This is a genomic window from Microbacterium sp. LMI12-1-1.1, assembly GCF_040676455.1.
Lineage (GTDB): Bacteria > Actinomycetota > Actinomycetes > Actinomycetales > Microbacteriaceae > Microbacterium.
Genome location: NZ_JBEGIA010000015.1, coordinates 68,271 through 89,590 on the forward strand (window position 1 = coordinate 68,271; position 21,320 = coordinate 89,590).

The window sequence follows — 21,320 nt, forward strand, 5'->3', positions numbered from 1 at the left end:
GGTGAGAGCGATCTGGAAGGGTGCACTGACGTTCGGACTCGTCAACGTGCCGGTGAAGGTGTACTCGGCGACAGAGGACCACGACGTCTCTCTGCATCAGGTGCACAACAAGGACGGCGGTCGCATCCGCTACCAACGGGTGTGCGAGGTCGACGGCGAGGTGGTGCCGTACTCCGACATCGACAAGGCGTACGACGACGGCGAGAAGACGGTCGTGCTCACCAAGGACGACTTGGCGTCGCTCCCAGCGGAGAAGAGCCGCGAGATCGATGTCGTCGAGTTCGTGCCGAGCGAGCAGATCGACCTCCTGACGCTCGATCGCGCGTACTACCTCGAACCGGATTCCGCGTCGCCGAAGGCGTACGTGCTGCTGCGCAAGACGCTGGAGCAGACCGACCGGACCGCTATCGTCCGGTTCTCGCTGCGACAGAAGACCCGGCTGGCAGCCTTGCGCGTGCGCGGTGAGGTCCTCGTGCTGCAGACCCTGCTCTGGGCCGACGAGGTTCGCGAAGCGGCGTTCCCGGCGCTGGATGAGAGCGTGCGGATCTCGGCCAAGGAACTCGAGCTGTCGGCATCCCTCGTCGAGAGCTTCTCGAGCGACTTCGACCCCGAGGAGTTCACGGACGAGTACCAGCAGGAGCTGCGCACCCTGATCGAGGCGAAGCTCGAGAAGGGCGACGCGCTGGACACCACCGAGACCTTCGGCGAGCAGGAGGAAGAAGAGGCAGGCGGCGAGGTCATCGACCTCATGGCGGCGCTGCGTGCCAGCGTTGAGAAGTCCCGTGCGGCTCGCGAAGGCGGCGGATCGAAGGCGTCGGACAAGAAGGATGCCGGGGCCGACGACGAGCCGGCGGCGAAAGCACCCGCCAAGAAGCCCGCGGCGAAGTCGTCCGCGAAGAAGCCCGCCGCCAAGAAGAAGGCCTCCTGACGGTACAAGCCGCAGGTCGCCTCCGGGTCAGGCCTTCGGGGCGCCATCCTCGTGGTGCTCGGGGCCGCGATCGAACACCTCGGGATCGAGCACGAGCGCCTCGGCCTCGCTGTGGTCGGTGACGACGTCCTCACCCGCCGCGGCGGCCTTCTTCGCCTTGCTGCGCTCGCGGAAGTAGTGCCACAGCGTCACAAGCGCCGTGCCGCCGACCGCGGCGAGCAGGATCAGGTCGATGTAGTTCTCGACGAAGGTGGCGACCGGCGGGATGAACCCGATGGCGTAGCCGAACATCGTGAGGCCGAAGCCCCACAGCACCGCGCCGATGAAGTTGTAGAGCGTGTACTTCCACTTGTTCATGTGCCCGACGCCCGCGGCGACCGGGGCGAAGGTGCGCACGATCGGCACGAAGCGGGCCAGGATGATGGTGAGTCCGCCGAACCGCTCGAAGAACGCGTTCGTGCGCTCGACGTTCTTGACGCTGAACAGACCGGATTCCTTCTTCTCGAAGACCGCCGGGCCGCCCTTGTGACCGATGTAGTAGCCCACCTCCCCGCCGAGGAAGGCGGCAAGACCGATCAACAGCGCCACCCACCACACGCTGATGCCGAACACGCCGTTCGGCGCATACGACTGCGGATGCGACAGCAGGCCCGAGATGACGAGGAGCGTGTCGCCGGGGAGAAGGAATCCGATGAGCAGGCCCGTCTCGGCGAAGACGATGAAGCACACGGCGACGAGCGCCCAGGGGCCCGCCCATTCGATGATGGCGGCCGGATCCAGCCAGGGGATCAGCGCGGAAGGAACAGCGTGCACGGTGGTTTCCCGTCGTCAGTCGGCGGAGGATGCGAGAACTCGCGTGCGGAAGGTGGGACTTGAACCCACACGCCCGAAGGCACAGGAACCTAAATCCTGCGTGTCTGCCGATTTCACCACTCCCGCAAGTGGCTCTCAGTCTACTGAGGGGACCGGGAGTCGGCTGTGGGGCTGACCCCCCGTTTCGCGGCGGAGATCAGCGGCGGATGCCGAACAGGAAGTAGCTCGCCGGTCCGATCCAGTTCACGAGGATCGCGGGGATCCACGCCGCCTTCGGTCCGCGCACGTCGTCCGCGTCGCGGTGGGAGAGATCCCAGAACGCCAGGAACGCGAACGCCACCTGCACGAGGCCCAGAACGCCCAGGCCCGCCTTCGCCGCCGGGGCCAGTTCCGTCTTGGTCATCATCGTCGTCCTTTCATCGGTGCCTCCATCCTGCCCCGCGGGCGCGGCGACCGCATCTGTGGATAACTTTCGGCTGGCTCCGGGCCGAATTGCGAGGATGCTGAAGTGACCTCCTCGAGCGCTCCCGTCGCGACCCTCGTGGCCGAGCGGGTGCGCGAGAGACTGCGCGCCGAACGGTCGGATCCGACCCGCGACCCGGAGTTCGCGGCGCAGGTCGCGCGCGCCGAGGTGCGCCGGCACAACGACTTCGCCCTGGCGCGCGGGCTGGCGCCGGTCGACGACGAGACGGCCTGCGTGCGGGAGGTGCTCGCCGCCGTCGCCGGGTTCGGGCCGCTGCAGGCGTACCTCGACGATCCGACCGTCGAGGAGGTCTGGATCAATGCTCCTGATCGCATCTTCGTCGCGCGGGCGGGAGTCGCAGAGCGGGTGCCTCTGATGCTGACCGACACCGCCGTGCGAGACCTCGTCGAGCGGATGCTGCAGTCCAGTGGTCGGCGCGTCGATCTGAGCCAGCCCTTCGTCGACGCCTCGCTGCCCGATGGCAGCCGCCTGCACGTCGTCATCCCCGACATCACGCGGCGCCACTGGGCGGTCAACATCCGCAAGTTCCTGCCGGCGTACCACGACCTCGGGCGCCTGGTCGCCGCGGGATCGATCGCTCCCCGGGCCGCCGCCCTGCTGCGCGATGCGATGATCGCCGGGCAGTCGGTCCTCGTCTCGGGTGCGACGCACGCGGGCAAGACGACGCTGCTGGGCGCGCTCATCGCGGCGTGCCCGCCGGAGCATCGCATCGTGACGGTGGAGGAGACGTTCGAGCTCGCCGTCGCGGCACCCGACCTCGTCTCGCTGCAGGGACGCCAGCCCAGCCTCGAAGGGACGGGCGAAGTCACGCTGCGGCGTCTCGTCAAAGAGGCGCTTCGCATGCGTCCCGACCGTCTGGTCGTCGGAGAGGTGCGCGATGCCGAGGCGCTCGACCTCCTGCTGGCGCTCAACACCGGCGTGCCTGGTGCGGCGACCATCCACGCGAACTCGGCGCGCGAGGCGCTCGGCAAGCTGGCCGCGCTGCCGCTGCTCGCGGGGCGCAACATCGACGCGAGCTTCGTGCAGCCGGCGGTCGCGGCATCCGTCCACCTCGTCGCGCACTGCGAGCGGGACGCCGGGGGAGCGCGGCGCGTCGTGGAGATCGTGGCACCTACCGGGGTGGCGGACTCCGTCATCACGGCTCGCACGCTCTACCGGGCGGACGCCCCGTGACGTTCGTCTGGGGTGCAGTGCTGGCAGCCGGGGTCCTGCTGGTGCTGTCACCGTGGCTGTGGCCCGCGGACTTCCGCCGTCGCCCCGGCACGGCCCGCCGCGGCCGGATCGCCCGCCTGCTCGAAGACGCGGGAATGCCCCGCACCTCGGTCGCCTCGGTCGCGGTGGTGGCCGGTGTGTGCGCTGTGGTCGCGGCCGCGATCGCGTGGCTCGTGGCACCGGTGGCCGCGCTGGCCCTCGTTGCGGCGGTCGCGGGAGCGATCGCCCCGTTCGCGTGGCTGCGTGCGCGGCGTTCGAAGCTCCTGCGCACGCGGCGCGGGCTCTGGCCCGACGTGTGCGATCTGCTCATCGCTTCGGTGCGGGCGGGGATGTCGCTTCCTGACGCGGTGGCGAGCCTCGCCGATTCCGCACCCGCCGAGCTGCGGCCGGCATTCGCCGGGTTCGCCCGCGACATGTCGGCGTCGGGTCACTTCGACTCCAGCATCCAGCGGCTCAAGATCAGCCTCGCCGACCCCGTCGCCGACCGCATCGTCGAAACGCTGCGGATGGCACGGCAGGTGGGCGGCACCGAGCTCACCTCGGTGCTGCGGGCGCTTGCCGGCTCGGTGCGCGCGGACGCGGCCCTGCGTGCCGAAGTCGAATCGCGGCAGTCGTGGATCCGCGGAGCGGCGGTGCTCGGTGTGGTCGCACCCTGGGTGATCCTGGCCCTGCTGGCGATGCGTCCGGAGGGAGCCCGCGCGTACGGCAGCCCCGGCGGCATCGTGCTGATCCTTGTCGGTGCGGCGGTGTCTCTGGTCGCGTACCGGCTCATGATCCGGCTGGGGCGCCTTCCCGAACCGCGGAGGTGGTTCGGGTGATCGCCACCGGGATGAGTGACCTCGCCTTCGCCGTCGTGCTCGGCACCGCCCTCGGGGTGGGCGTGTGCCTGCTGATCTCGCTCGCGCCGCGATGGGGCGCGCCGAGCCTGGCCCGACGGATCGCGCCGTACATCCGCGATGTGACAGACCCACGCGGTCTCGATGTCGTGGCACCGGGCGGCGGATCTCCACTCGCCTGGTCCGCGTTCGCGCGCGGGAGGTTTGCGCGTCTGGCCGGCGGTGACGCAGTCCTGGCACGACGCCTGCACCGCGCAGCCTGGACGATCGATGCCGCACGATTCCGCAGTCGTCAGCTCGGCTGGGCGATCGCGGGCCTCGGGGTCGGCGGGGGTGTCGTGGTCGTCCTGGTGCTCGCCGGACGCGGATCACCCGTCCTCGGCCTCCTGCCGCCCGTCGCGGCGGTCGCGGCCGCGCTCGGCTACGACGCCTGGCTCACTCACGCCGCTCAGGCGCGCGCCGCGCGGATCGAGGAGGAGCTCCCCACGGTGCTGGAGTTCCTCGCGCTCTGCCTGTCGGCGGGCGAGGGCATCCTGGACTCGCTCCGGCGTGTGAGCGAGGTCGGCGCGGGGGAGCTCACCAGCGAGCTGCGCGGTGTCGTGATCGCCGTCGGCACGGGTTCGACGCTGTCGGAATCGCTGACGCGGCTGGCCGCGGGACTCGAGATCCCGGCGCTGACCCGTGCCATCGACCAGCTCGTCGCCGCCATCGAACGCGGCGCCCCGCTGGCGCATGTGCTCCAGGCGCAGGCGCTCGACGCGCGTGAGGACGCCAAGCGCGCGCTCATCGAACGCGCGGGCCGGAAGGAGATCTACATGCTCTTTCCGCTCGTGTTCCTGATCCTGCCGCTGAGCGTCCTGTTCGCGGTGTTCCCCGGGATCTTCATGCTTCGACTCGGACTCGGCTGATCGGCCGGAAGGAGAAATGATGAAAGCACGGATGCAGCGCCTCACGGCTCGGCTTCGCGGCACGTGGGACGACCTCGCGGACGACGAGCGGGGTGACGTGCCCGGGTGGGTCCTGATCACGCTCATGACCGCGGGACTGGTCGTCGTGATCTGGGCCATGGCCGGCCCCGCGCTCGCCGATCTGTTCGAGCAGGCCATCAGCCGCGTCTCCGGGCTCTGACGCCGTGCACCGGTCCGTGGCCAGGACGATGCGGGTCGTGCGCTCGCGGGTCGCCGCGGACGTGTGCGACGACGCCGGTGCGAGCCCGGTGGAGTTCGTCCTCGTCGGCACGCTCCTCACTGTTCTGACACTCGGCGTGCTGCAGTTCGGACTCGCGGTGTACGTGCGCAACGTCGTGCACGACGCGGCCGTCGAGGGCGCCTACCACGCCGCGCTCGCCGACACGACGCTCGAAGAAGGCGCACGCCGCACGCGCGAGATCGTCAGCCGCACGATCGGCGGCGAGTACGCCGCCGATGTCGCCGTGGGCGAGACGTCGGCACTCGGCCAGGAGACCGTCGAGATCCGCGTCGCCGCGACGCTGCCGCTGATCGGCTTGCTCGGCGCGCCGCGCCTGCTGGAGGTGACGGCGCATGCGCCTGTCGAGTCGTTCGACTGAGGCCCGAGGGGCGGGGTGCCGCCGCGGCGTCACCGTCGATGCGAGGGCCGGTGTGAGGTCGAGCCGCGACGGGCAGAGCCCGCCGACGGCGTCCGATGACTCCGAAGCAGGCTCCGCGGCGCTCGAGTTCATCCTGGTGGGACTGCTGCTCCTCGTGCCCCTGGTGTACCTGGTGGTGTCGCTGGGACTCATCCAAGGTCAGAGCCTCGGCGCCGAGGCCGCGGCCCGCCATGTCGCGCGGGCCGTGTCGACAGCGGTCGACGCGGAGGACGCCCGCGCCCGCGCCGATGCCGTGATCGCCGCCGTCTCCGACGAGTACGGGCTCGACGACGTCGACCTGTCGATCGAGTGCACGCCCGCGGGGACGACCTGCCCGCGCGCCGGCGCGACTCTGCACGTGAGCGTCCGGACGGTGGTGGCGCTGCCGCTCGTGCCGCCGGTGCTCGACCTCGACCGCATCGCCGCGATACCGATCGAGGCGGCGGCCGCGCACAAGGTCTCGCGATTCTGGAGCGAGCGATGAGGGCCCGGCTGCGGGCGTGCGCACGCGATCGCGACCCGCTGGGCGACGACGAGGGCAGCGTGCTGATCCTGACCCTCGGCTACGCGGTGCTCGCGATCGCGGTGATCCTCGTCTGCACCGCCGCGACCAGCCTCTACCTCGCCCAGAAGCAGCTCGACGCGGTGGCGGATGCCGCGGCTCTTGCCGCCGCCGACGGCTTCGAACTCTCCATCGTCAGCGGTGAGCCCCTCGCGACGCTGACCGATGCCGGTGTGCACCAGGCAGCTGCGGCGATGGTGGGCCAGATCGGAGAGGATGCGCGGCTCGTTTCGGCGGCGACTCCCGACGGCGTCTCGGCGCGTGTCACGGTCGCCGGGCAGTGGCATCCGCCCATCGTCACCGTGTTCGTGCCCGACGGCGTGGCGCTCGAGGCGACCGCGACGAGCCGCACGGCGCTGCGCTAGTGCCACAGGGGTGACCGGTAGGACATCCGAAATCGTGATGGATGCCGGACCCTCGCTCCGCTACAGTGAGGCGAGTCGGTGCCGCGGCACCCCGATCGGAAGGAGGACCACGATGGCTGTCTTCGTCACGCCCTGTGTCCACATCCCTTCCCTCGAGGTCGCCCGCACCCACTGATATCGGCGGCCTCCTACCCTGGAGTGTCCAACCGATGTCATCCGTACGCCTCGACGCGTCCGCATCCGTCCTTCCGCCGGAGCTCGAGCCCGGCGCCGATCAGCGCTGGTCCACCTGGCCGGCTTCCTCTCCCACTCAACGCGGCCCCCTGCCGCACCCGCACTGGCTCGTGACCGCATCGGGGGCGTTCGACACCGAGCTCGGCATCGTCAAGACCGGCAAGGAAGCCGACGTGCACCTCATCGAGCGCGCCGTTCCGGGCACAGCCGGAGTCCTCCTCGCAGCCAAGCGGTACCGCACCTCTCACCACAGCGACTTCCACCGTTCGGGCAGCTACGAAGAGGGCCGCACGATGCGCAACACCCGCGACGCCCGCGCGGTGGGCCGCAAATCGGCGTACGGCCGCTCCGTGGCTGCCGGGCACTGGGCGGTCAGCGAGTTCGACGCGCTGTGCCGCGCCTGGCAGGCCGGGGTTCCCGTGCCGTACCCGGTGCAGGTGAGCGACACCGAGGTGCTCATGGAGTTCGTCGGCGACGGCCGCGCTGCGGCGCCCCGGCTCGCTCAGAGCCGGCTGCACCGAGAGGAACTGAGGGATGCCTTCGAGCAGGTCGTCGGCATTCTCGAGGCCTTCGCACGAGCGGGCTTCGCGCACGGCGACCTGTCGCCGTACAACCTGCTCGACCACGAGGGGCACATCGTCGTGATCGACCTGCCGCAGATCGTCGACGTCGTCGCCAACCCGCAGGGGCTCGACTTCCTCTACCGCGACGTCGTGAACGTGTCGACCTGGTTCGCGCGGCGCGGTCTCGACAACGATCCGGAGGACGTGTTCGCTCACCTCGTCGGCGTGATGTGGTGAGCTTCGGCGGACGCACAAGAGGCCCGGTCGCCAAGCGACCGGGCCTCTTGTGCGTGCTCTACGTCAGCGCACGCCCTTGGCGGGAGTCGCCTGGAAGGCCTTCTCGATCTCCTGCGAGAACGTGTTGCCCGCGGCATCCTTCGCCGTCACGCGCAGGTCGACCCAGCCGCCCTTGTCCGACACCGGGATCTGCGCGGTGAAGCCGCTGACCCAGGCGCGGCTGGTGACGAAGACGTCGCCGTCGCCCTCGACGGCACCCGTCGGGGCATCCGTCTTCGCCGTCTGCAGCGTGACCGGCACCCACTCGCCGCCCGCGGTGCGGGCCTCGAGTGTCGCGTCGGTGATGGCGCCGGCGGGGGCGGTGCCGGCGACGTGGCCGAGTTCGAGACCGAGCGGGATGCGGGATCCCTTGCGACGACCCTCGCCCACGTGGTTGTCGACGTTGACGTCGACGTCGTAGTACGCCTGGATCATCGGCAGCAGCCGGTTGGTCCAGTCGCCCAGCTTGCCCTCGGAGCGGAAGGTCCAGTCGCTGACCGTCTTCGTCGACCCCTCGAGGTGGGCGCCGTCGTGCGTCGCGGTGCTCACGACGCGCCACTCCTGCTCGCCGTCGGGGAGGTCCCACACGTTGACGCCCTGGTGCTCGGCTTGCTTGACCAGCTGACCGTCGATGTAGACGTCGGCCGTCTGGTGCACGGTGGAGGGTTCCATCCAGGTGTCGAAGCTGCCCGTGTGCTCGGGGTCGCCGCCGTCCGCCCAGCTGGGGATGTTCACCTGCGCGTAGTCCGAGATGCGATACGGAACCCAGTAGCCGGTCGCGACGTACGGGCGAACGATGCCGCCGAAGTACTCGACCTCGAGCCGCTGGCCCGGCTCGTAGGTGCGCAGCTTGTCGCGCATCTCCCAGCGCACGGACTCGACGCCCACGCCCTGGTTCCAGCGCAGATCGTCGGTGTTCACCCATTCCTCGCGCACCGTGCCGCGCTCGGCACGCATGAAGTACCCCGAGCCGTACTGGGCGCCCGGTACGAAGTCGTACCGGAATTCGCCCATGAGCTCCTTCTGGCCGTGGTACGTCGTGTCGATGCGCGTCAGGTTCTCCGGCGCGTACGCGAGGTCGGTCGGGATCTCGCCGTCGCTGTATCGGGCGATGTCGTAGACCACGTCCGGGTACGAGTCGCCGACGGCCTTCACCGTGACCTTCTTCTTCGCCATGTCGGCGAGGAGCTGACGGCCCTCGACGCCGCTGATCGCGGCGACCGCGATCGGGGCGTCGGTTGTGAAGTCGTCCGAGCCGACCCAGGTGCTCAGGTCGCCGTCCGCGTCATTGACGAGGATCATCAACTTCGCGCCCGCCGCAGCCGCGTTCGCCGCGGCCTGCCCGGGCGAGACCTGGCCGGACAGGGTCACGACCGCGACCCTGTTCCTGACGTCGATGGCAGCGAACTCGTCGACGGTGCCGGTGCCGGCATCGACCGCCGCCGCTTTGATCTCGCCGTCCAGGAACGTGGATCCGACCTGCAGGATCACGTCGAGCGGCTTCTTGCCCGCCGTTACCGCGAGCATCGGCTCCCAGAGCCGCCAGCGCGTCGTGAGGTGGAAGTCGGCGTCGTCGACCTTCATGGGCTGCGCCCACATCTCGTCTGTGAGCACCGGCATGATCGCGCTCGCCGAGAAGTCGTCGGCGTGGAAGTCCATGCGGCCGAACGACTGCTCGAGGTCGTCACGACCGACGTCGACCGTGACCTCCTTCGCCGCGCGGGCGTCCAGGGAGACCGTCGCGTCCTTCGTGAGGGTCAGCTTGGGGTCGCCGGCGAGCACGGTCGCCATGGTGTCGGCGTTGCGGTTGATCTCCATGTAGGACATCACCGTGTAGTCGCCCTTCATGAGGCGCAGCGTCGTCTCGCCTTCGACGAGAACCGGCTCGGCCCACTGCGCGGCGGCATCCCACAGCAGTGCGTAGACGCTGACGGGCTGGCCGTCGAAGCCGGTGGCCGTGATCGTGAGGTCGTAGCGCTCGGCCTCGGCGATCGTGCCGAGCGCGGTCCGCGTGACGGCCTCGCCGTCGACCGAGCCGGTCAGCGCGCCCGACAGCTGCGCGCCTGCGGGCACCTTGGCCGGGTCCACCGTCATGGTGACCGCTGCGGTGCCGCCGGCGGGGATGGTGAGGCCGTCGGTGTCGATCGTCAGAGCGTCGAACGCGATGCCGTCCGACAGCGGACCGGGGTCCCCGCCACCACCGGGCGTCGTGTCGGTCAGCGTCGCCTCGAGAGCGACAGTGATCTCGGCATCCGTGCGGTTGGTGTACTCGATGGTGCGCTCGACGGGGGTCGGCTCCTCGCCCCACATGAGCATGCCGAAGTCGCCCGAACCAGAGGCGACGACGGGCGCGTTGAGCGCGGCGTCGACGTCGATGACACCGGTCCCGCCCTGGTACGAGGTGTAGCCGAGGTCGGTCGCGGTGCTCGCGAGCGCCGCCTTCAGCTGCGCGGTCGTGAGCTCGGGGTTCGCACCGAGCAGGATCGCCGCGGCGCCCGCGACGTGCGGTGTGGCCATCGAAGTGCCGCTCATGGTGATGTACGAGCCCTCACCGCCGCTGTCGGCGGAACGCGCAGCCGTGACCTCGCTGCCGGGACCGGTGACGTTCGGCTTCAGCGCCCCCGAGCGTGAGAGGGGGCCCTGGCTCGTGAAGTAGGAGAGGTCGCCCGACGGGTCGTCCACCGATCCGACGGTGAACGCCTGCTCGGCGGAGCCTGGGGCGCCGATGGACTCGGGGGAGCCGGCGTTGCCCGCGGCGACCACGAACAGCGCGCCGGTCTCCTCGGCGATCTGGTTGAGCGACTCGGCCATCAGGTCCTTGCCGTCGGACGGCGACTGCGAACCCAGGCTCATCGACACGATCGGAGCGTTCTGGCCCGCCCACTCCATCGCCTCGATGATCCACGAGTCCTGGCCATAGCCGTCCGCGCCGAGCACCTTGCCGATGAGCAGGTCGGCGCCGTCGGCGACACCGCGGTGGGTGCCGTCCGACGCGGCGCCGGTGCCCGCGATCGTCGAGGCGACGTGCGTGCCGTGGCCGTTGGGGTCCGAGGCGACCTCCTCGCCGGGCACGAAGCTCGTCGAGCCGTCGAGGATGTGGCCCTGCAGGTCGGGATGGGTGTCGTCGATGCCGGTGTCGAGCACGGCGACCGTGACGCCCTCACCGGTGTAGCCCTGGGCCCACGCGGCAGGGGCGTCGATGTAGGGAACGCTCGAGTCGAGCGTGGAGCGCACCTTGCCGTCGAGGTGGATGGCCTCGATGCCGTCGGCGAGAGTCGGCGTGGCCGCGAACGCGCGGGCCGAGGACGCGGTGAGCGACTGCCACGCGGCCGCGGCGTCGTCGTGGCCGAGCGTCGCCGCCGCGCCGCCGATGCTCTCGAGCGGCGCGGTGACCTCCAGGCCGGGGACAGGTGCCGCGAACGAGCGCGCAGCCGCGGCGTCGTGCTCGACGATGACCGGGGTGGCGTCCACCGAGGCGTCGTCGTAGCCGTACTCGATCAGCAGCGACACGTTGAACAGGTCCTCGTCGAGGGCGCCCGAGGCGAGATAGGGCATCGCGCCCTGGGGCACGACGTGCAGGTCGTCGCCCACTTCGTACGTCTGCACGCCGGCGCCGTCGACCGCCGTGTCCACCGAGACGGTGTGGGTTCCGTCCGACATGTCGGTGACGGTGACGCGGTCGCCGGTGATGAGGGTGACGGTGTGTGACTGGCCGGCCGTGGCTCCGGCGGCGGGGGCGGCCGGCGGGGTGGGGGTGGCCGCCGCCGGCATCGTCGCGAGGCCGATGCCTGCGATGCCGATCGCCAGACCGCTGGTGGCGGCGACGATCGGGCGCAGGCGGCGGCCGATGGGCTGGGTTCGTGACATGCGCGAGCCTCTCGGGTGTGGGGGATCCGTGTCCCCCCACCTTCGCCGTCCGCTCGCCTAAAGTGGGTGGCGGAGAAACGCCATGGCCTGCATCCGCCACGCTCGGCGGGTGACGATGAGCGCATGGGGGAGAACACCGTGCTCGATGCGCTCGGCCTCGATTCGGCCCACACCGCCGTCTATCGGAGCGTGCTCCAGCAGCCCTCGGCGTCGATGACCGAGATCGCCGCGGCGCTCAGCATGTCGCTCCCGCGCGTGCGGCCGATGGTGATCGAGCTGGAGCGCCTCGGGCTGCTCGCGCGCCAGGCATCGAGCAGTGACCGGTTCGTGGCGTCCCCACCCTCCATCTCGCTGCGTCCGCTGCTGCTCGAGCGCGAGCGGGGGCTGACTCGCGCGCACGAGGCGCTGGTCGAATTGAGCGATCTGTACCGTCGCTCGGTAGAACAGCGGAGCGTGGCGGACGTGGTGGATGTCGTCATCGGCGACGACGCCGTGCGGCAGCGGGTGGCGCAGCTGCAGGCCGCCTCGATCGACCAGGTGCGCGTGCTGGTGCTGCACGAGATCGCGCTGGTGAGCGGCGAGGACAACGTCGAGGAGGACCGGGCGCTCGCGCGAGGCGTGCGCTACCGCGTCATCGTCGAGAGCGCCGTACTGGAACGGCCGGGCTTCCTGACCGCTGCGCGCGAGATGGCGCAGATCGGCGAGGAGATCCGGGTGCTGCCCACCCTGCCGACGCGGATGTTCATCGCCGACGACCAGATGGCGCTGGTGCCGATGCACTCGCAGGGCGCGGACGAGGGTTTCGGTGCCCTGCTCATCCACCCGAGCGGCCTGCTCGACCTGGTGACCTCGATCTTCGAGGACTACTGGCGGGCGGCCACGGAGTTCCTGCCGATCGCCGCGACGCCGACGACCGAGGAGGTGGACCGCGATCTGCTGCGCCTTCTCCTGCTGGGAGTGACGGATGCCGCGGCCGCGTCGCAGCTCGGCATCTCGCTGCGGACTGTGCAGCGCCGGGTCGCCGAGCTCATGGACACCGCCGGCGTCACCACGCGCATGCAGCTGGGCGCGGAGGCCGTGCGCAGATCCTGGGTCTGACGCGGAACCGCGCCGACGTCGCTACCAGCCGAGAGTGTTGAACCACTCTCGACGGCGGCGGATCTCGGCATCCGGCTCGCCGTCGTCCGACGTGTCGTGGGGGACCAGCCTGCTGTCCCCGTCGAGCTCGACGAACCGATGACACACCGGGCAGAGCGCGCGACCGTCGGGGAATCCGTCGGCGAGGGTGGCCGCGGGCGTGCCGCGCTCGCCGGAGCCCGGGCAGCGCGCCGGGTCGGCTCCGGCATCCGTCCACATGATCGTGCGGTGCCGGTGCAGCCCCGCGTGGCCGAGCGGACGCGTGCAGCGACGGCCGGCGCTGCGGCTGCGGCAGAACCGCACGACATCGGTCATGGGCGCGTCCGGGGCACGTACCGCGGCACCCAGCGCACGAAGGCGAATGCGCCGACGAGTCCGATCACACCCATGGCTCCGGTTGCGACGGCCAGCGACGCCGCCGCGGCGATGGCCGACACGAGCAGCGGCGCGACCGCCCCGCCGGCGTCGGTGAGCGTGCGCCACGAGCCGAGGAACGCCGCCGGGTCGGAACGCGGGGCGACGTCGGCGCCGAGGGTGAGCAGGATCCCGCTCGACAACCCGTTGCCGACGCCGAGGACGGCGGCGAACATGGCGAACCACATCGCCGCCTGCGGCAGATCGTGGGTGAAAGCGAGGGCGATGAACCCCGCGCCCATCAGGATCATGGCCGGCAGGGCGGCCCACAGGCGCCCGAAGCGGTCCATGACCTGGCCGCTGGCATAGAACAGCGCGAAGTCGATCGCACCCGAGATGCCCACGACGAGGGCGATGGTCTGCGCGTCGAGCCCGAGCGAGACTCCCCACAGCGGGAGCACGACCTGCCGCGCCGAGCGCACGGCGGAGAGGGATGCCGCGGCCAGGCCGAGTGTCGACAGCACGCGGCGATGGCGCCACATCGTCCGCAGCACGCCGGTGCCCGGATCGGACCCATCGCTCGGCGCCGTCGTCGATGGCGACCCCTGAGCGCGGCGGAGGGGAATCGACCCGGTGACGGGCTCGCCGGTGTCTTCTGCGGCGACGGCGTCGTCCTCGGCGGTCGAGGGCTCGAGGAACTGCGTCTCGGGGTCAGGACCGAAGACCACCAGCAGCACCGTGGCCACCAGGCACCCGCCGAAGAACCAGATCGTGGCGTGCTCGTCGCCGAAGACCGCGAGGAGGCCGGCGGCGATGAACGGGCCGACGAACATGCCCAGCCGGAACGTGCCGCCGAGCAGCGACAGCGCGCGGGCGCGGAACGACAGCGGCACACGCGTCGTCATGAACGAGTGGCGCGCCAGGCCGAATGCCGCCGCGCAGAAGCCGATGAGGAACACGGCGATGGCGAAGATGCCGAGCGACGGCGCGAGCGCCATGCCCACGATTCCGGCGAGCGAGACCAGGCCGGCGATCGCCATGGTGAGCCGTTCTCCGATGCGGGCGACCGCCCAGCCGGCGGGGATGTTGCCGCACAGCTGGCCGACGACGAGCGCCGAGGCCACGAGGGCGGCGGTCGCGACATCCGCCCCGAGCTGGGCGGCGATGACCGGGATGAGCGGGATGACGGCGCCCTCGCCGAGCGCGAAGAGCACGGTCGGGCCGTAGACCATGGGGCCGAAGCGCCACAGCACGTCCCGCGCGGTGGGGGAGTCGGCGCGATCGCTCATCGCTTCCACGTTAGTCTGGAGTGTCATGCTCGACTTCGATCCCTCCGCCGATATCCAGGCCCTGCGCTCCACGTTCGCCGACATCAAGGCCGTGGTCGACGTCGAGGCACTCACGAAAGACATCGCGCGTCTCAGCGAGGAGGCCGGCGCCCCCAATCTGTGGGACGACGTCGACAAGGCGCAGAAGGTCACCAGCGCCCTCAGCCACCGTCAGTCCGAGCTCAAGCGCGTCAACGATGTCGAGCAGCGCCTCGACGACCTCGACGTCCTCGTCGAGCTCGCCAACGAGATGGACGACGAGGATGCCGCCGAAGAGGCGCGTCGCGAGATCGCCGAGCTCGAAGACATCGTCAGCCAGCTCGAGGTGCAGACGCTCCTCGACGGCGAATACGACGAACGGTCCGCGGTCGTCACGATCCGCTCGGGCGCGGGCGGCGACGACGCCACCGACTTCGCGGAGATGCTGCTGCGCATGTATCTGCGCTGGGCCGAGCGCCACAAGTACCCGGTGAAGGTCATGGACACGTCCTACGCCGAGGGCGCCGGCATCAAGTCGGCGACGTTCGAGATCGACGCCCCCTACGCCTACGGCACGCTCTCCGTCGAGGCCGGCACGCATCGCCTCGCGCGCATCAGCCCGTTCGGCTCGGCCGACAAGCGGCAGACGAGCTTCGCGGCCGTCGAGGTCATCCCGGTGATGGAAGAGGCCGTCGAGGTCGACATCCCCGAGGGCGACCTGCGGGTCGACGTGTTCCGCTCGTCCGGCCCCGGTGGGCAGTCGGTCAACACGACCGACTCGGCCGTGCGCCTCACGCACATCCCCTCGGGCATCGTCGTGTCGATGCAGAACGAGAAGTCGCAGATTCAGAACCGCGCCGCGGCCATGCGCGTGCTGCAGACCCGCCTGCTCCTGCTGCAGCGGGAGAAGGAAGCCGCCAAGAAGAAGGAGCTCGCGGGCACGATCACCGCGAGCTGGGGCGACCAGATGCGCTCGTACTTCCTCTACGGCCAGCAGCTGGTCAAGGATCTCCGCACCGGCCACGAGGTCGGCAACCCCGCCATCGTCTTCGACGGCGATCTCGACGGCTTCATCTCGGCCGGCATCCGCTGGCGCAAGCGCAAGGACGACGACTGACCCGGAGCGCGTGATGCTTCGCCCCGCATCGCCCGGTCGCTCGCGACTCCGGGAAGACGGATGCCGCGGCCGCGAGTGTCGCTGGACACGGTGACGGGGCTGCCACATAGGCTCGTTAGGCCATGATCCGGTTCGAGAACGTCACGAAGCGCTTTCGCGGCACTTCCAAACCTGCCCTGAGCGATGTCGATTTCGAGGTGCTGCGCGGGGAGTTCGTCTTCCTCGTCGGCGCCTCCGGATCCGGCAAGTCCTCCTGCCTGCGCCTGATCCTCCGCGAGGAGACGCCGTCCGAGGGCCGAGTAGTGGTGCTCGGCCGCGACCTGCGCACGCTGTCGAACCGCAAGGTGCCGTACTTCCGCCGGCACATCGGCGCCGTGTTCCAGGATTTCCGGCTGCTGCCGACGAAGACCGTCTTCCAGAACGTGGCGTTCACGCTGCAGGTCATCGGCTCGTCTCGCGCGTTCATCCAGCAGGCCGTCCCCGAAGTGCTCGCCCTCGTCGGCCTCGCCGGCAAGGAGAAGAGGTTCCCGCACGAGCTGTCGGGCGGTGAGCAGCAGCGCGTCGCCATCGCCCGCGCGCTCGTGAACCGGCCGCAGATCCTGCTCGCCGACGAGCCGACCGGAAACCTGGACCCCGGGACGTCCATCGACATCATGCAGCTGCTCGCCCGCATCAACGCCGGCGGCACGACCGTCGTCATGGCCACGCACGAGGCCGGGTTCGTCGACCAGATGCAGCGTCGTGTGATCGAGCTGCGCCACGGCGAGATCGTCCGCGACGAACGTCACGGCGGGTACGGCGACCGGTCGGGGCTGCCGAGCCTGGCGCCGGAGCCCGAGCGCGGGGCTGCCGCGGTCGCCGCCCTCACCGCGGTGCTCGAGGTGCAGCGCGAGGCCGCGATCGCCGCCGCCGCAGGCCTGGATCCCACCGCCGTGCCGATGGACGACGACGAGATCGTGACGCCGGAGACGGACGCGGTGTCGCCGGGCGTCGCCGCGGCGGCAGCCGCTGCCGCCGAGGCCGCCACCGCTGCCGCACTCGCCGCCGACGAGCTGAGGAAGGCCGAGGCGCTCGAGCAGTCGGTCGATGAACCCGTCGTGCCCGAGGAGTCGGAGGCGGCGGCATCCGTCGCGCCGGCATCGGCGCCCGCGCACACCCAGTCGATCCCGGTCATCGACCTCGAGCAGATCGAGGTCGCGGAACTCGGCCTCGCCGATCGGCTCGGCCTCGGTGAGACCGACCCCGATGATGAAGTGGGGCCCACCTCATGAGGTTCGGACTCATCATGTCGGAGGCCTTCACCGGCCTGCGACGCAACCTCTCGATGGTCGTGTCGGTGGTGCTCGTCACCTTCGTGTCGCTGACGTTCGTCGGCGCGGCGATCCTCATGCAGATGCAGATCGGCACGATGCGCGACTTCTGGGTCGAGCGGGCGCAGGTCGCCGTCTACATGTGCACGACCATCTCGACCCCGGCCACGTGCTCGAACGGCGAGGCGACGCCCGAGCAGGTGGAGGAGGTGCGGGCGAAGCTCCAGGGCAGCGCGCTGGCGCCGCTGATCCGCGATCTGACGTTCCTCGACCACCAGCAGGCCTATGACGAGCTGCTGCAGATCGCCGGCGAGGAGAACGCCAGCGTCATCACCGCCGACCAGGTCAACGAGACGTTCCGCATCACGCTGGTCGATCCCGAACAGTCGGACGTCATCATCGAGGCGTTCAGCGGGATGCAGGGGGTGGAGCTGGTCAACGACCAGATGCAGTACCTCGATCCGCTGTTCTCCGCGCTGACGATCGCGACCTACATCGCCGTCGGCATCGCGGTGCTCATGCTCATCGCGGCGGTGCTGCTGATCGCCACGACGATCCGCCTGTCCGCCTATGCCCGAAGGCGGGAGCTCGGCATCATGCGACTCGTCGGGGCATCCAACCGGTTCATCCAGACCCCGTTCATCCTCGAGGGCGTGTTCGCGGCGCTGCTCGGGTCGATCCTCGCAAGTGCGGCGGTCATCGCGGGGGTGCATTTCGGCGTCGACCAGTACCTGCGCAACCGTGTGGACTTCGTGACGACGTGGGTCGGCATCGGAGATGCCTGGCTCGTGGTGCCTGTCCTGATCCTGGTCGGCGTGCTGCTCGCGGCGCTCTCGGCCGGCTTCGCCATCCGGAGATGGCTGCGCGCGTGATCGCGCGCCTCCTCGCGGGGGTAGACTGAAAGGCTGCCGTGCGCCAGACGGCTGCTGTACGGCATAGCGAGGAGACATCATGCCCAGGGAACGCGGGGAGAAGGTCGTGGCGACCAATCGTCGCGCGCGCCACGAGTACGCGATCGAGAAGACGTACGAGGCCGGCCTCGTGCTGACCGGCACCGAGGTCAAGTCGCTCCGCGAGGGGCGCGCGAACCTCTCGGACGGCTACGCGTACATCGACAACGGCGAGGCGTACCTCGACGCCGTGCACATCCCGGAGTACTCGCAGGGGCACTGGACGAACCACTCCTCCAAGCGCACGCGCAAGCTGCTCCTCCACAAGGAGGAGATCGTCAAGCTCTCGCACGCCATCTCGGCGGGCGGATACACGCTGATCCCGCTGAAGCTCTACTTCTCGGACGGTCGCGCGAAGGTCGAGATCGCGGTCGCGAAGGGCAAGCGCGAGTTCGAGAAGCGCCAGACGATCCGCGAGCGCGAAGACAAGCGCGAAGCCGAGCGCGCGATGCGCTCGCGCAACCGCCTCGGCGAGTAGCCCGAGCCCTACCGCACCACGGGCGCGGCGGCATCCGTCTCGTCGTGCGAAGCCCGATCGCTGAACGCCGTCTTCGGCACGAAGCACAGCAGCACGGCGGCGGCCAGTGCCGTCACGCCGCACACCACCCATACGGTGAAGTAGCCCGAGAGCGACCCGGCCGTGCCTTCGGTGGCCGCACCCGTCGCGCCCTGCAGCAGCGCGATGCCGAACACGCATGAGGCGATCGCCCCGCCGACGGTCTTGACCGAGTTGGTGAGGCCGGTCGCGACACCGGTCTGCGTCGGCGGAGCAGCGGATGCCGCGGCCGCCGGCAGCGCCGCGACCAGGGCGCCCGAGCCGAGGCCGACGATCAGCATGTTGACGATGACCTGCGTATACGTCGCGTGGAACGGCAGGAACATGAGGAACCCGATGCCGACGAGCGTCGCCGCCCCGATGAGGGTGAGTCGCGGAGCGGTGAGCCGCGAGATGAGCGGGTACAGCAGGGCGCCGGTGATCATGGCGATGAGGTAGAAGCCGATGATGAGCGAGGTCTGGAAGCCCGTCGTTCCGAGGCCGTAGCCGTAGACGTCGGGATCCGTGCGCGCGAAGGTGGACAGCGGCGCCTGCGCGCCGAGCACGCTCACCCCGAAGAGGCCTGCGGTGAGGAACACCGGCCCGAGCGCGGGGGAGCGGAACATCCGCACATCGATGAGCGGGTCGTCCTGTCGCAGCTCCCAGAGCGTGAACGGGACGACGAGCAGCACGCCCAGCGCGGTCACCAGCCATGCCACCAGGTCGGCGGGTCCGTTGAGGCGCAGCAGGCTGAGGCCGCCCGTGAACGCGACGAGCGCGAGCGAGATGAGCACGAGGCCGACGTTGTCGAGGCGGCCGCCGGTGGGCTCGGGCGATTCCTTCACCCCGAACAGGATCACGAAGAAGCAGGCCACCACGAGCAGCGCTGGAACGAGGAGCACGATCCACAGGGGGAGGGTGTCGATGAGCATGCCGCCGACGAGCGCGCCGATGATGGCGCCGGTCTCGAGTGCTGCGACGAGGAACCCGGCCGCCCGGGCGGTGATGGTCGCGCGGCCCTCCATGCGGCGGGAGCGTGACCAGATGAGGGCGATCTCGAGCGGGAGCCAGACGACGTAGAAGCCCTGGATGGCCCAGGCCGCGAGGAAGATCGCGAACGAGTCGGTGAACGGCAGGACGAGGGATGCGGCAGCCGTGATCGCCGTCGAGATCGCCAGCATGCGCTTGTGCCCGACCATGTCGCCGAGCTTCGCGAACGCCGGCACGACGAGCGCCGACAGCATGAGCTGCGTGCCCTCGAGCCAGTTGACGTCCGCGTCGTGCACACCGAGGTGGCGGGCGATGTCGGTGAGCATTGGCGTGTAGTAGCCCTGGATCACGCCGCTCGTGAACTCGACGAACGCGAGGAAGCCGACGACGCTCGCCAGCGTGCCGATCGTGACGCGTGAGGACATCGCGCTGCGCGCCATCCGTGCTCCTTGCCTCTGGGCCCCAGACCCTCCTGAGCTCGCCGCCCCGATCCTCGAGCTCGTCGAGGGGCGGCTGCGATCACTCTAGGCGCTGCAGGAGCGTGCGATGGAACAGTTCGCCTCGCTCGAGCGCCGCGATCTCGACGCGTTCATCGACGCCGTGGATCGACGCACGCTGCGCCTTGCTCATCTCGAGCGGCGCGAACCGGTAGACCGCGGGCGAGAAACGATGGAAGTGTCGCGAATCGGTCGCCGCCATCATCACGTACGGAACCGTCGCGGCATCCGGATGCGAAACCTTCACCGCGGCGGCGATCAGCGCGAACTGCGGGTTCTCGGTCGACGACTCCGGCGACGGCCCGTCGCCCTCGAGCACCTCGACCTCGACGTGGCGGTCGGCGATGCGCCGGCGCACGCGTTTCACGGTGCTCGGCACCGATTCGCCCAGTGCGATGCGCAGGTTGAGCGTCGCCGACGCCTGCGAGGGCAGCACGTTCGCCGCGGTCCCACCCGACTGCATGGTCGCCGCGATCGTGGTCCGTACGAGCGCGGCCGGCTCACCGCCCATCGCGGTGAACACACGCGCAGTGAGCCGCGGCGTCGCCGCCAGGAGGCGATACAGGCGACGAGGGATGCCGTCGGCCCGCGTCGCGAAGAGCTCGAGCATCCGCGTGACCGCCGCCGGTGTACGCGCCGGGAACGTGGCGGGAGCGAGGCGCTCGACCGCCCGGGCGATGCGCCGGACCGCAGTGCGGGCCGGGGGAGCGGACGCGTGCCCGCCTTCGCCGCGGGCGCTGAGCCGGAGCGTCAGGACACCTTTCTCGCCGACGCCGACCATCGCCGCGCGTCCGCGCACGAACGGGAGCGGTGCGTCCACGACCGCGCCGCCCTCGTCGAGGACGAGCCAGGGCTCGACGCCGCGGTCCCGCAGTGTCTCGGCGATGACGCGAGCGGCGCCGCCGAAGGTCTCCTCGTCGCCCCCGAACGACAGGTACACGTCGCGGGCGGGCGTGAAGCCTGCCGCGAGCAGGTTCTCGACGGCATCCATCAGCACGACCAGCGGCCCCTTGTCGTCGAGCGCCCCGCGACCGAAGACCCAGCCGTCCTCGATGCGCCCCTCGAACGGCGGATGCGTCCATGCGTCGCTCTCGTCGACGGGCACGACGTCGAAGTGCGCCATGAGGACGGCCGGCCGTTCGGGCACATGTCCGCGCCAGCGGTACAGGATGCCGAGCTCGCCGATGCGCTCCCGCTCGAGATGCTCGTGCGCGAGCGGGTAGAGCTCGACGAGCAGGTCGGCGAAAGCGTCGAACGGCGTCTGTCCGCGATCGGCACGCTCAGCAGACACCGTGGGCAGCTGGATCATGCGGGACAGCCGCTGCGCGATCCCGTCCTGTACGGCCTGGGGCCCCTGAGTACCGTTCGCCGAGCCCG

The 21,320-nt window shown here is 70.3% G+C and carries 21 protein-coding genes and 1 tRNA gene; 14 read left to right on the top strand and 8 right to left on the bottom strand.

Going from position 1 to position 21,320, the window contains the following annotated elements; translation table 11 throughout:
* Position 1 precedes the first annotated feature (1 nt).
* The gene (locus tag MRBLMI12_RS14260; protein WP_349427165.1) at positions 2-928 is read left to right on the top strand and encodes a Ku protein; all 927 of its coding nucleotides are present in this window, start codon (positions 2-4) and stop codon (positions 926-928) included.
* A 27-nt stretch (positions 929-955) separates the two neighbouring features.
* On the opposite strand, the gene MRBLMI12_RS14265 is transcribed toward MRBLMI12_RS14260, so the two are convergent.
* The 3 genes from MRBLMI12_RS14265 to MRBLMI12_RS14275 form a co-directional block, all read right to left on the bottom strand.
* Positions 956-1,741, bottom strand: coding sequence for a DedA family protein (locus MRBLMI12_RS14265; protein ID WP_349427166.1), 786 nt, complete (start codon positions 1,739-1,741; stop codon positions 956-958).
* Positions 1,742-1,785: 44 nt separating this feature from the next.
* Positions 1,786-1,867, bottom strand: a tRNA-Leu gene (locus MRBLMI12_RS14270).
* Between the two features lie 70 nt (positions 1,868-1,937).
* On the bottom strand, positions 1,938-2,144 hold the full coding sequence (locus MRBLMI12_RS14275; RefSeq protein WP_349427167.1) for a PLDc N-terminal domain-containing protein: 207 nt from the start codon (positions 2,142-2,144) through the stop codon (positions 1,938-1,940).
* A 105-nt stretch (positions 2,145-2,249) separates the two neighbouring features.
* Between MRBLMI12_RS14275 and MRBLMI12_RS14280 the strand changes: the two genes are divergently transcribed.
* From MRBLMI12_RS14280 to MRBLMI12_RS14315, 8 genes are all read left to right on the top strand, one after another.
* Positions 2,250-3,398: a CpaF family protein gene (locus MRBLMI12_RS14280; RefSeq protein ID WP_363357106.1), complete on the top strand. Its 1,149-nt coding sequence runs from the start codon at positions 2,250-2,252 to the stop codon at positions 3,396-3,398.
* A complete protein-coding gene (locus tag MRBLMI12_RS14285) occupies positions 3,395-4,255 on the top strand; it encodes a type II secretion system F family protein (protein ID WP_363357107.1) in 861 nt (286 codons plus the stop codon). Before MRBLMI12_RS14280 ends, MRBLMI12_RS14285 begins: the two co-directional genes overlap by 4 nt.
* Entirely contained in the window at positions 4,252-5,181 is a 930-nt protein-coding gene (locus MRBLMI12_RS14290; protein WP_363357108.1) for a type II secretion system F family protein, read from the top strand. The genes MRBLMI12_RS14285 and MRBLMI12_RS14290 overlap by 4 nt, the downstream gene beginning before the upstream one ends.
* Before the next feature lie 31 nt (positions 5,182-5,212).
* Entirely contained in the window at positions 5,213-5,401 is a 189-nt protein-coding gene (locus MRBLMI12_RS14295) for a hypothetical protein (protein WP_349428945.1), read from the top strand.
* A 28-nt stretch (positions 5,402-5,429) separates the two neighbouring features.
* On the top strand, positions 5,430-5,840 hold the full coding sequence (locus MRBLMI12_RS14300) for a TadE/TadG family type IV pilus assembly protein (protein WP_349428946.1): 411 nt from the start codon (positions 5,430-5,432) through the stop codon (positions 5,838-5,840).
* 52 nt (positions 5,841-5,892) lie between these two features.
* On the top strand, positions 5,893-6,363 hold the full coding sequence (locus MRBLMI12_RS14305) for a TadE family protein (RefSeq protein WP_349427171.1): 471 nt from the start codon (positions 5,893-5,895) through the stop codon (positions 6,361-6,363).
* Positions 6,360-6,806, top strand: a complete 447-nt coding sequence (locus MRBLMI12_RS14310; RefSeq protein ID WP_363357109.1) for a pilus assembly protein TadG-related protein — start codon at positions 6,360-6,362, stop codon at positions 6,804-6,806. The genes MRBLMI12_RS14305 and MRBLMI12_RS14310 overlap by 4 nt, the downstream gene beginning before the upstream one ends.
* Before the next feature lie 209 nt (positions 6,807-7,015).
* The gene (locus MRBLMI12_RS14315; RefSeq protein WP_363357110.1) at positions 7,016-7,840 is read left to right on the top strand and encodes a serine protein kinase RIO; all 825 of its coding nucleotides are present in this window, start codon (positions 7,016-7,018) and stop codon (positions 7,838-7,840) included.
* A gap of 63 nt (positions 7,841-7,903) precedes the next feature.
* Here the strand turns inward: MRBLMI12_RS14315 and MRBLMI12_RS14320 are convergent, their stop codons facing one another.
* Entirely contained in the window at positions 7,904-11,746 is a 3,843-nt protein-coding gene (locus MRBLMI12_RS14320; protein ID WP_363357111.1) for a S8 family serine peptidase, read from the bottom strand.
* Between the two features lie 123 nt (positions 11,747-11,869).
* Between MRBLMI12_RS14320 and MRBLMI12_RS14325 the strand changes: the two genes are divergently transcribed.
* Positions 11,870-12,844 carry a transcriptional regulator TrmB gene (locus MRBLMI12_RS14325; protein WP_349427175.1) on the top strand — a complete coding sequence of 325 codons (975 nt, stop codon included), beginning with the start codon at positions 11,870-11,872 and terminating at the stop codon, positions 12,842-12,844.
* Positions 12,845-12,865: 21 nt separating this feature from the next.
* Here the strand turns inward: MRBLMI12_RS14325 and MRBLMI12_RS14330 are convergent, their stop codons facing one another.
* Together MRBLMI12_RS14330 and MRBLMI12_RS14335 are read right to left on the bottom strand one after the other, a co-directional pair.
* Entirely contained in the window at positions 12,866-13,198 is a 333-nt protein-coding gene (locus MRBLMI12_RS14330) for a hypothetical protein (protein WP_363357112.1), read from the bottom strand.
* Complete coding sequence (locus MRBLMI12_RS14335; RefSeq protein WP_363357113.1) at positions 13,195-14,526, bottom strand: MFS transporter; 1,332 nt, start codon at positions 14,524-14,526, stop codon at positions 13,195-13,197. Before MRBLMI12_RS14335 ends, MRBLMI12_RS14330 begins: the two co-directional genes overlap by 4 nt.
* 25 nt (positions 14,527-14,551) lie before the next feature.
* Here MRBLMI12_RS14335 and prfB point away from each other — a divergent pair, with 25 nt between their 5' ends.
* From prfB to smpB, 4 genes are all read left to right on the top strand, one after another.
* Positions 14,552-15,661, top strand: coding sequence for a peptide chain release factor 2 (gene prfB / locus MRBLMI12_RS14340; protein ID WP_349427177.1), 1,110 nt, complete (start codon positions 14,552-14,554; stop codon positions 15,659-15,661).
* Positions 15,662-15,783: 122 nt separating this feature from the next.
* The gene (ftsE, locus tag MRBLMI12_RS14345) at positions 15,784-16,932 is read left to right on the top strand and encodes a cell division ATP-binding protein FtsE (RefSeq protein WP_363357114.1); all 1,149 of its coding nucleotides are present in this window, start codon (positions 15,784-15,786) and stop codon (positions 16,930-16,932) included.
* On the top strand, positions 16,929-17,843 hold the full coding sequence (gene ftsX / locus MRBLMI12_RS14350) for a permease-like cell division protein FtsX (protein WP_363357115.1): 915 nt from the start codon (positions 16,929-16,931) through the stop codon (positions 17,841-17,843). The genes ftsE and ftsX overlap by 4 nt, the downstream gene beginning before the upstream one ends.
* Positions 17,844-17,922: 79 nt before the next feature.
* Entirely contained in the window at positions 17,923-18,399 is a 477-nt protein-coding gene (gene smpB / locus MRBLMI12_RS14355) for an SsrA-binding protein SmpB (RefSeq protein WP_045296901.1), read from the top strand.
* Between the two features lie 8 nt (positions 18,400-18,407).
* Here smpB and MRBLMI12_RS14360 read toward each other — a convergent pair whose 3' ends face one another.
* Positions 18,408-19,886, bottom strand: a complete 1,479-nt coding sequence (locus tag MRBLMI12_RS14360) for an MFS transporter (protein WP_363357116.1) — start codon at positions 19,884-19,886, stop codon at positions 18,408-18,410.
* A 79-nt stretch (positions 19,887-19,965) separates the two neighbouring features.
* Positions 19,966-21,252, bottom strand: coding sequence for a M20/M25/M40 family metallo-hydrolase (locus MRBLMI12_RS14365; protein ID WP_363357117.1), 1,287 nt, complete (start codon positions 21,250-21,252; stop codon positions 19,966-19,968).
* Between the last annotated feature and the right edge of the window lie 68 nt (positions 21,253-21,320).

What these genes read in the sequence shown, in the direction of transcription:
- MRBLMI12_RS14275 (WP_349427167.1), bottom strand. Translation starts at nt 2,144, where the DNA reads ATGACCAAGACGGAACTGGCCCCGGCGGCGAAGGCGGGCCTGGGCGTT.
- MRBLMI12_RS14295 (WP_349428945.1), top strand. Translation starts at nt 5,213, where the DNA reads ATGCAGCGCCTCACGGCTCGGCTTCGCGGCACGTGGGACGACCTCGCG.
- MRBLMI12_RS14300 (WP_349428946.1), top strand. Translation starts at nt 5,430, where the DNA reads ATGCGGGTCGTGCGCTCGCGGGTCGCCGCGGACGTGTGCGACGACGCC.
- MRBLMI12_RS14310 (WP_363357109.1), top strand. Translation starts at nt 6,360, where the DNA reads ATGAGGGCCCGGCTGCGGGCGTGCGCACGCGATCGCGACCCGCTGGGC.
- MRBLMI12_RS14315 (WP_363357110.1), top strand. Translation starts at nt 7,016, where the DNA reads ATGTCATCCGTACGCCTCGACGCGTCCGCATCCGTCCTTCCGCCGGAG.
- MRBLMI12_RS14320 (WP_363357111.1), bottom strand. Translation starts at nt 11,746, where the DNA reads ATGTCACGAACCCAGCCCATCGGCCGCCGCCTGCGCCCGATCGTCGCC.
- MRBLMI12_RS14325 (WP_349427175.1), top strand. Translation starts at nt 11,870, where the DNA reads ATGGGGGAGAACACCGTGCTCGATGCGCTCGGCCTCGATTCGGCCCAC.
- MRBLMI12_RS14330 (WP_363357112.1), bottom strand. Translation starts at nt 13,198, where the DNA reads ATGACCGATGTCGTGCGGTTCTGCCGCAGCCGCAGCGCCGGCCGTCGC.
- MRBLMI12_RS14335 (WP_363357113.1), bottom strand. Translation starts at nt 14,526, where the DNA reads ATGAGCGATCGCGCCGACTCCCCCACCGCGCGGGACGTGCTGTGGCGC.
- prfB (WP_349427177.1), top strand. Translation starts at nt 14,552, where the DNA reads ATGCTCGACTTCGATCCCTCCGCCGATATCCAGGCCCTGCGCTCCACG.
- ftsE (WP_363357114.1), top strand. Translation starts at nt 15,784, where the DNA reads ATGATCCGGTTCGAGAACGTCACGAAGCGCTTTCGCGGCACTTCCAAA.
- ftsX (WP_363357115.1), top strand. Translation starts at nt 16,929, where the DNA reads ATGAGGTTCGGACTCATCATGTCGGAGGCCTTCACCGGCCTGCGACGC.
- smpB (WP_045296901.1), top strand. Translation starts at nt 17,923, where the DNA reads ATGCCCAGGGAACGCGGGGAGAAGGTCGTGGCGACCAATCGTCGCGCG.
- MRBLMI12_RS14360 (WP_363357116.1), bottom strand. Translation starts at nt 19,886, where the DNA reads ATGGCGCGCAGCGCGATGTCCTCACGCGTCACGATCGGCACGCTGGCG.
- MRBLMI12_RS14365 (WP_363357117.1), bottom strand. Translation starts at nt 21,252, where the DNA reads ATGATCCAGCTGCCCACGGTGTCTGCTGAGCGTGCCGATCGCGGACAG.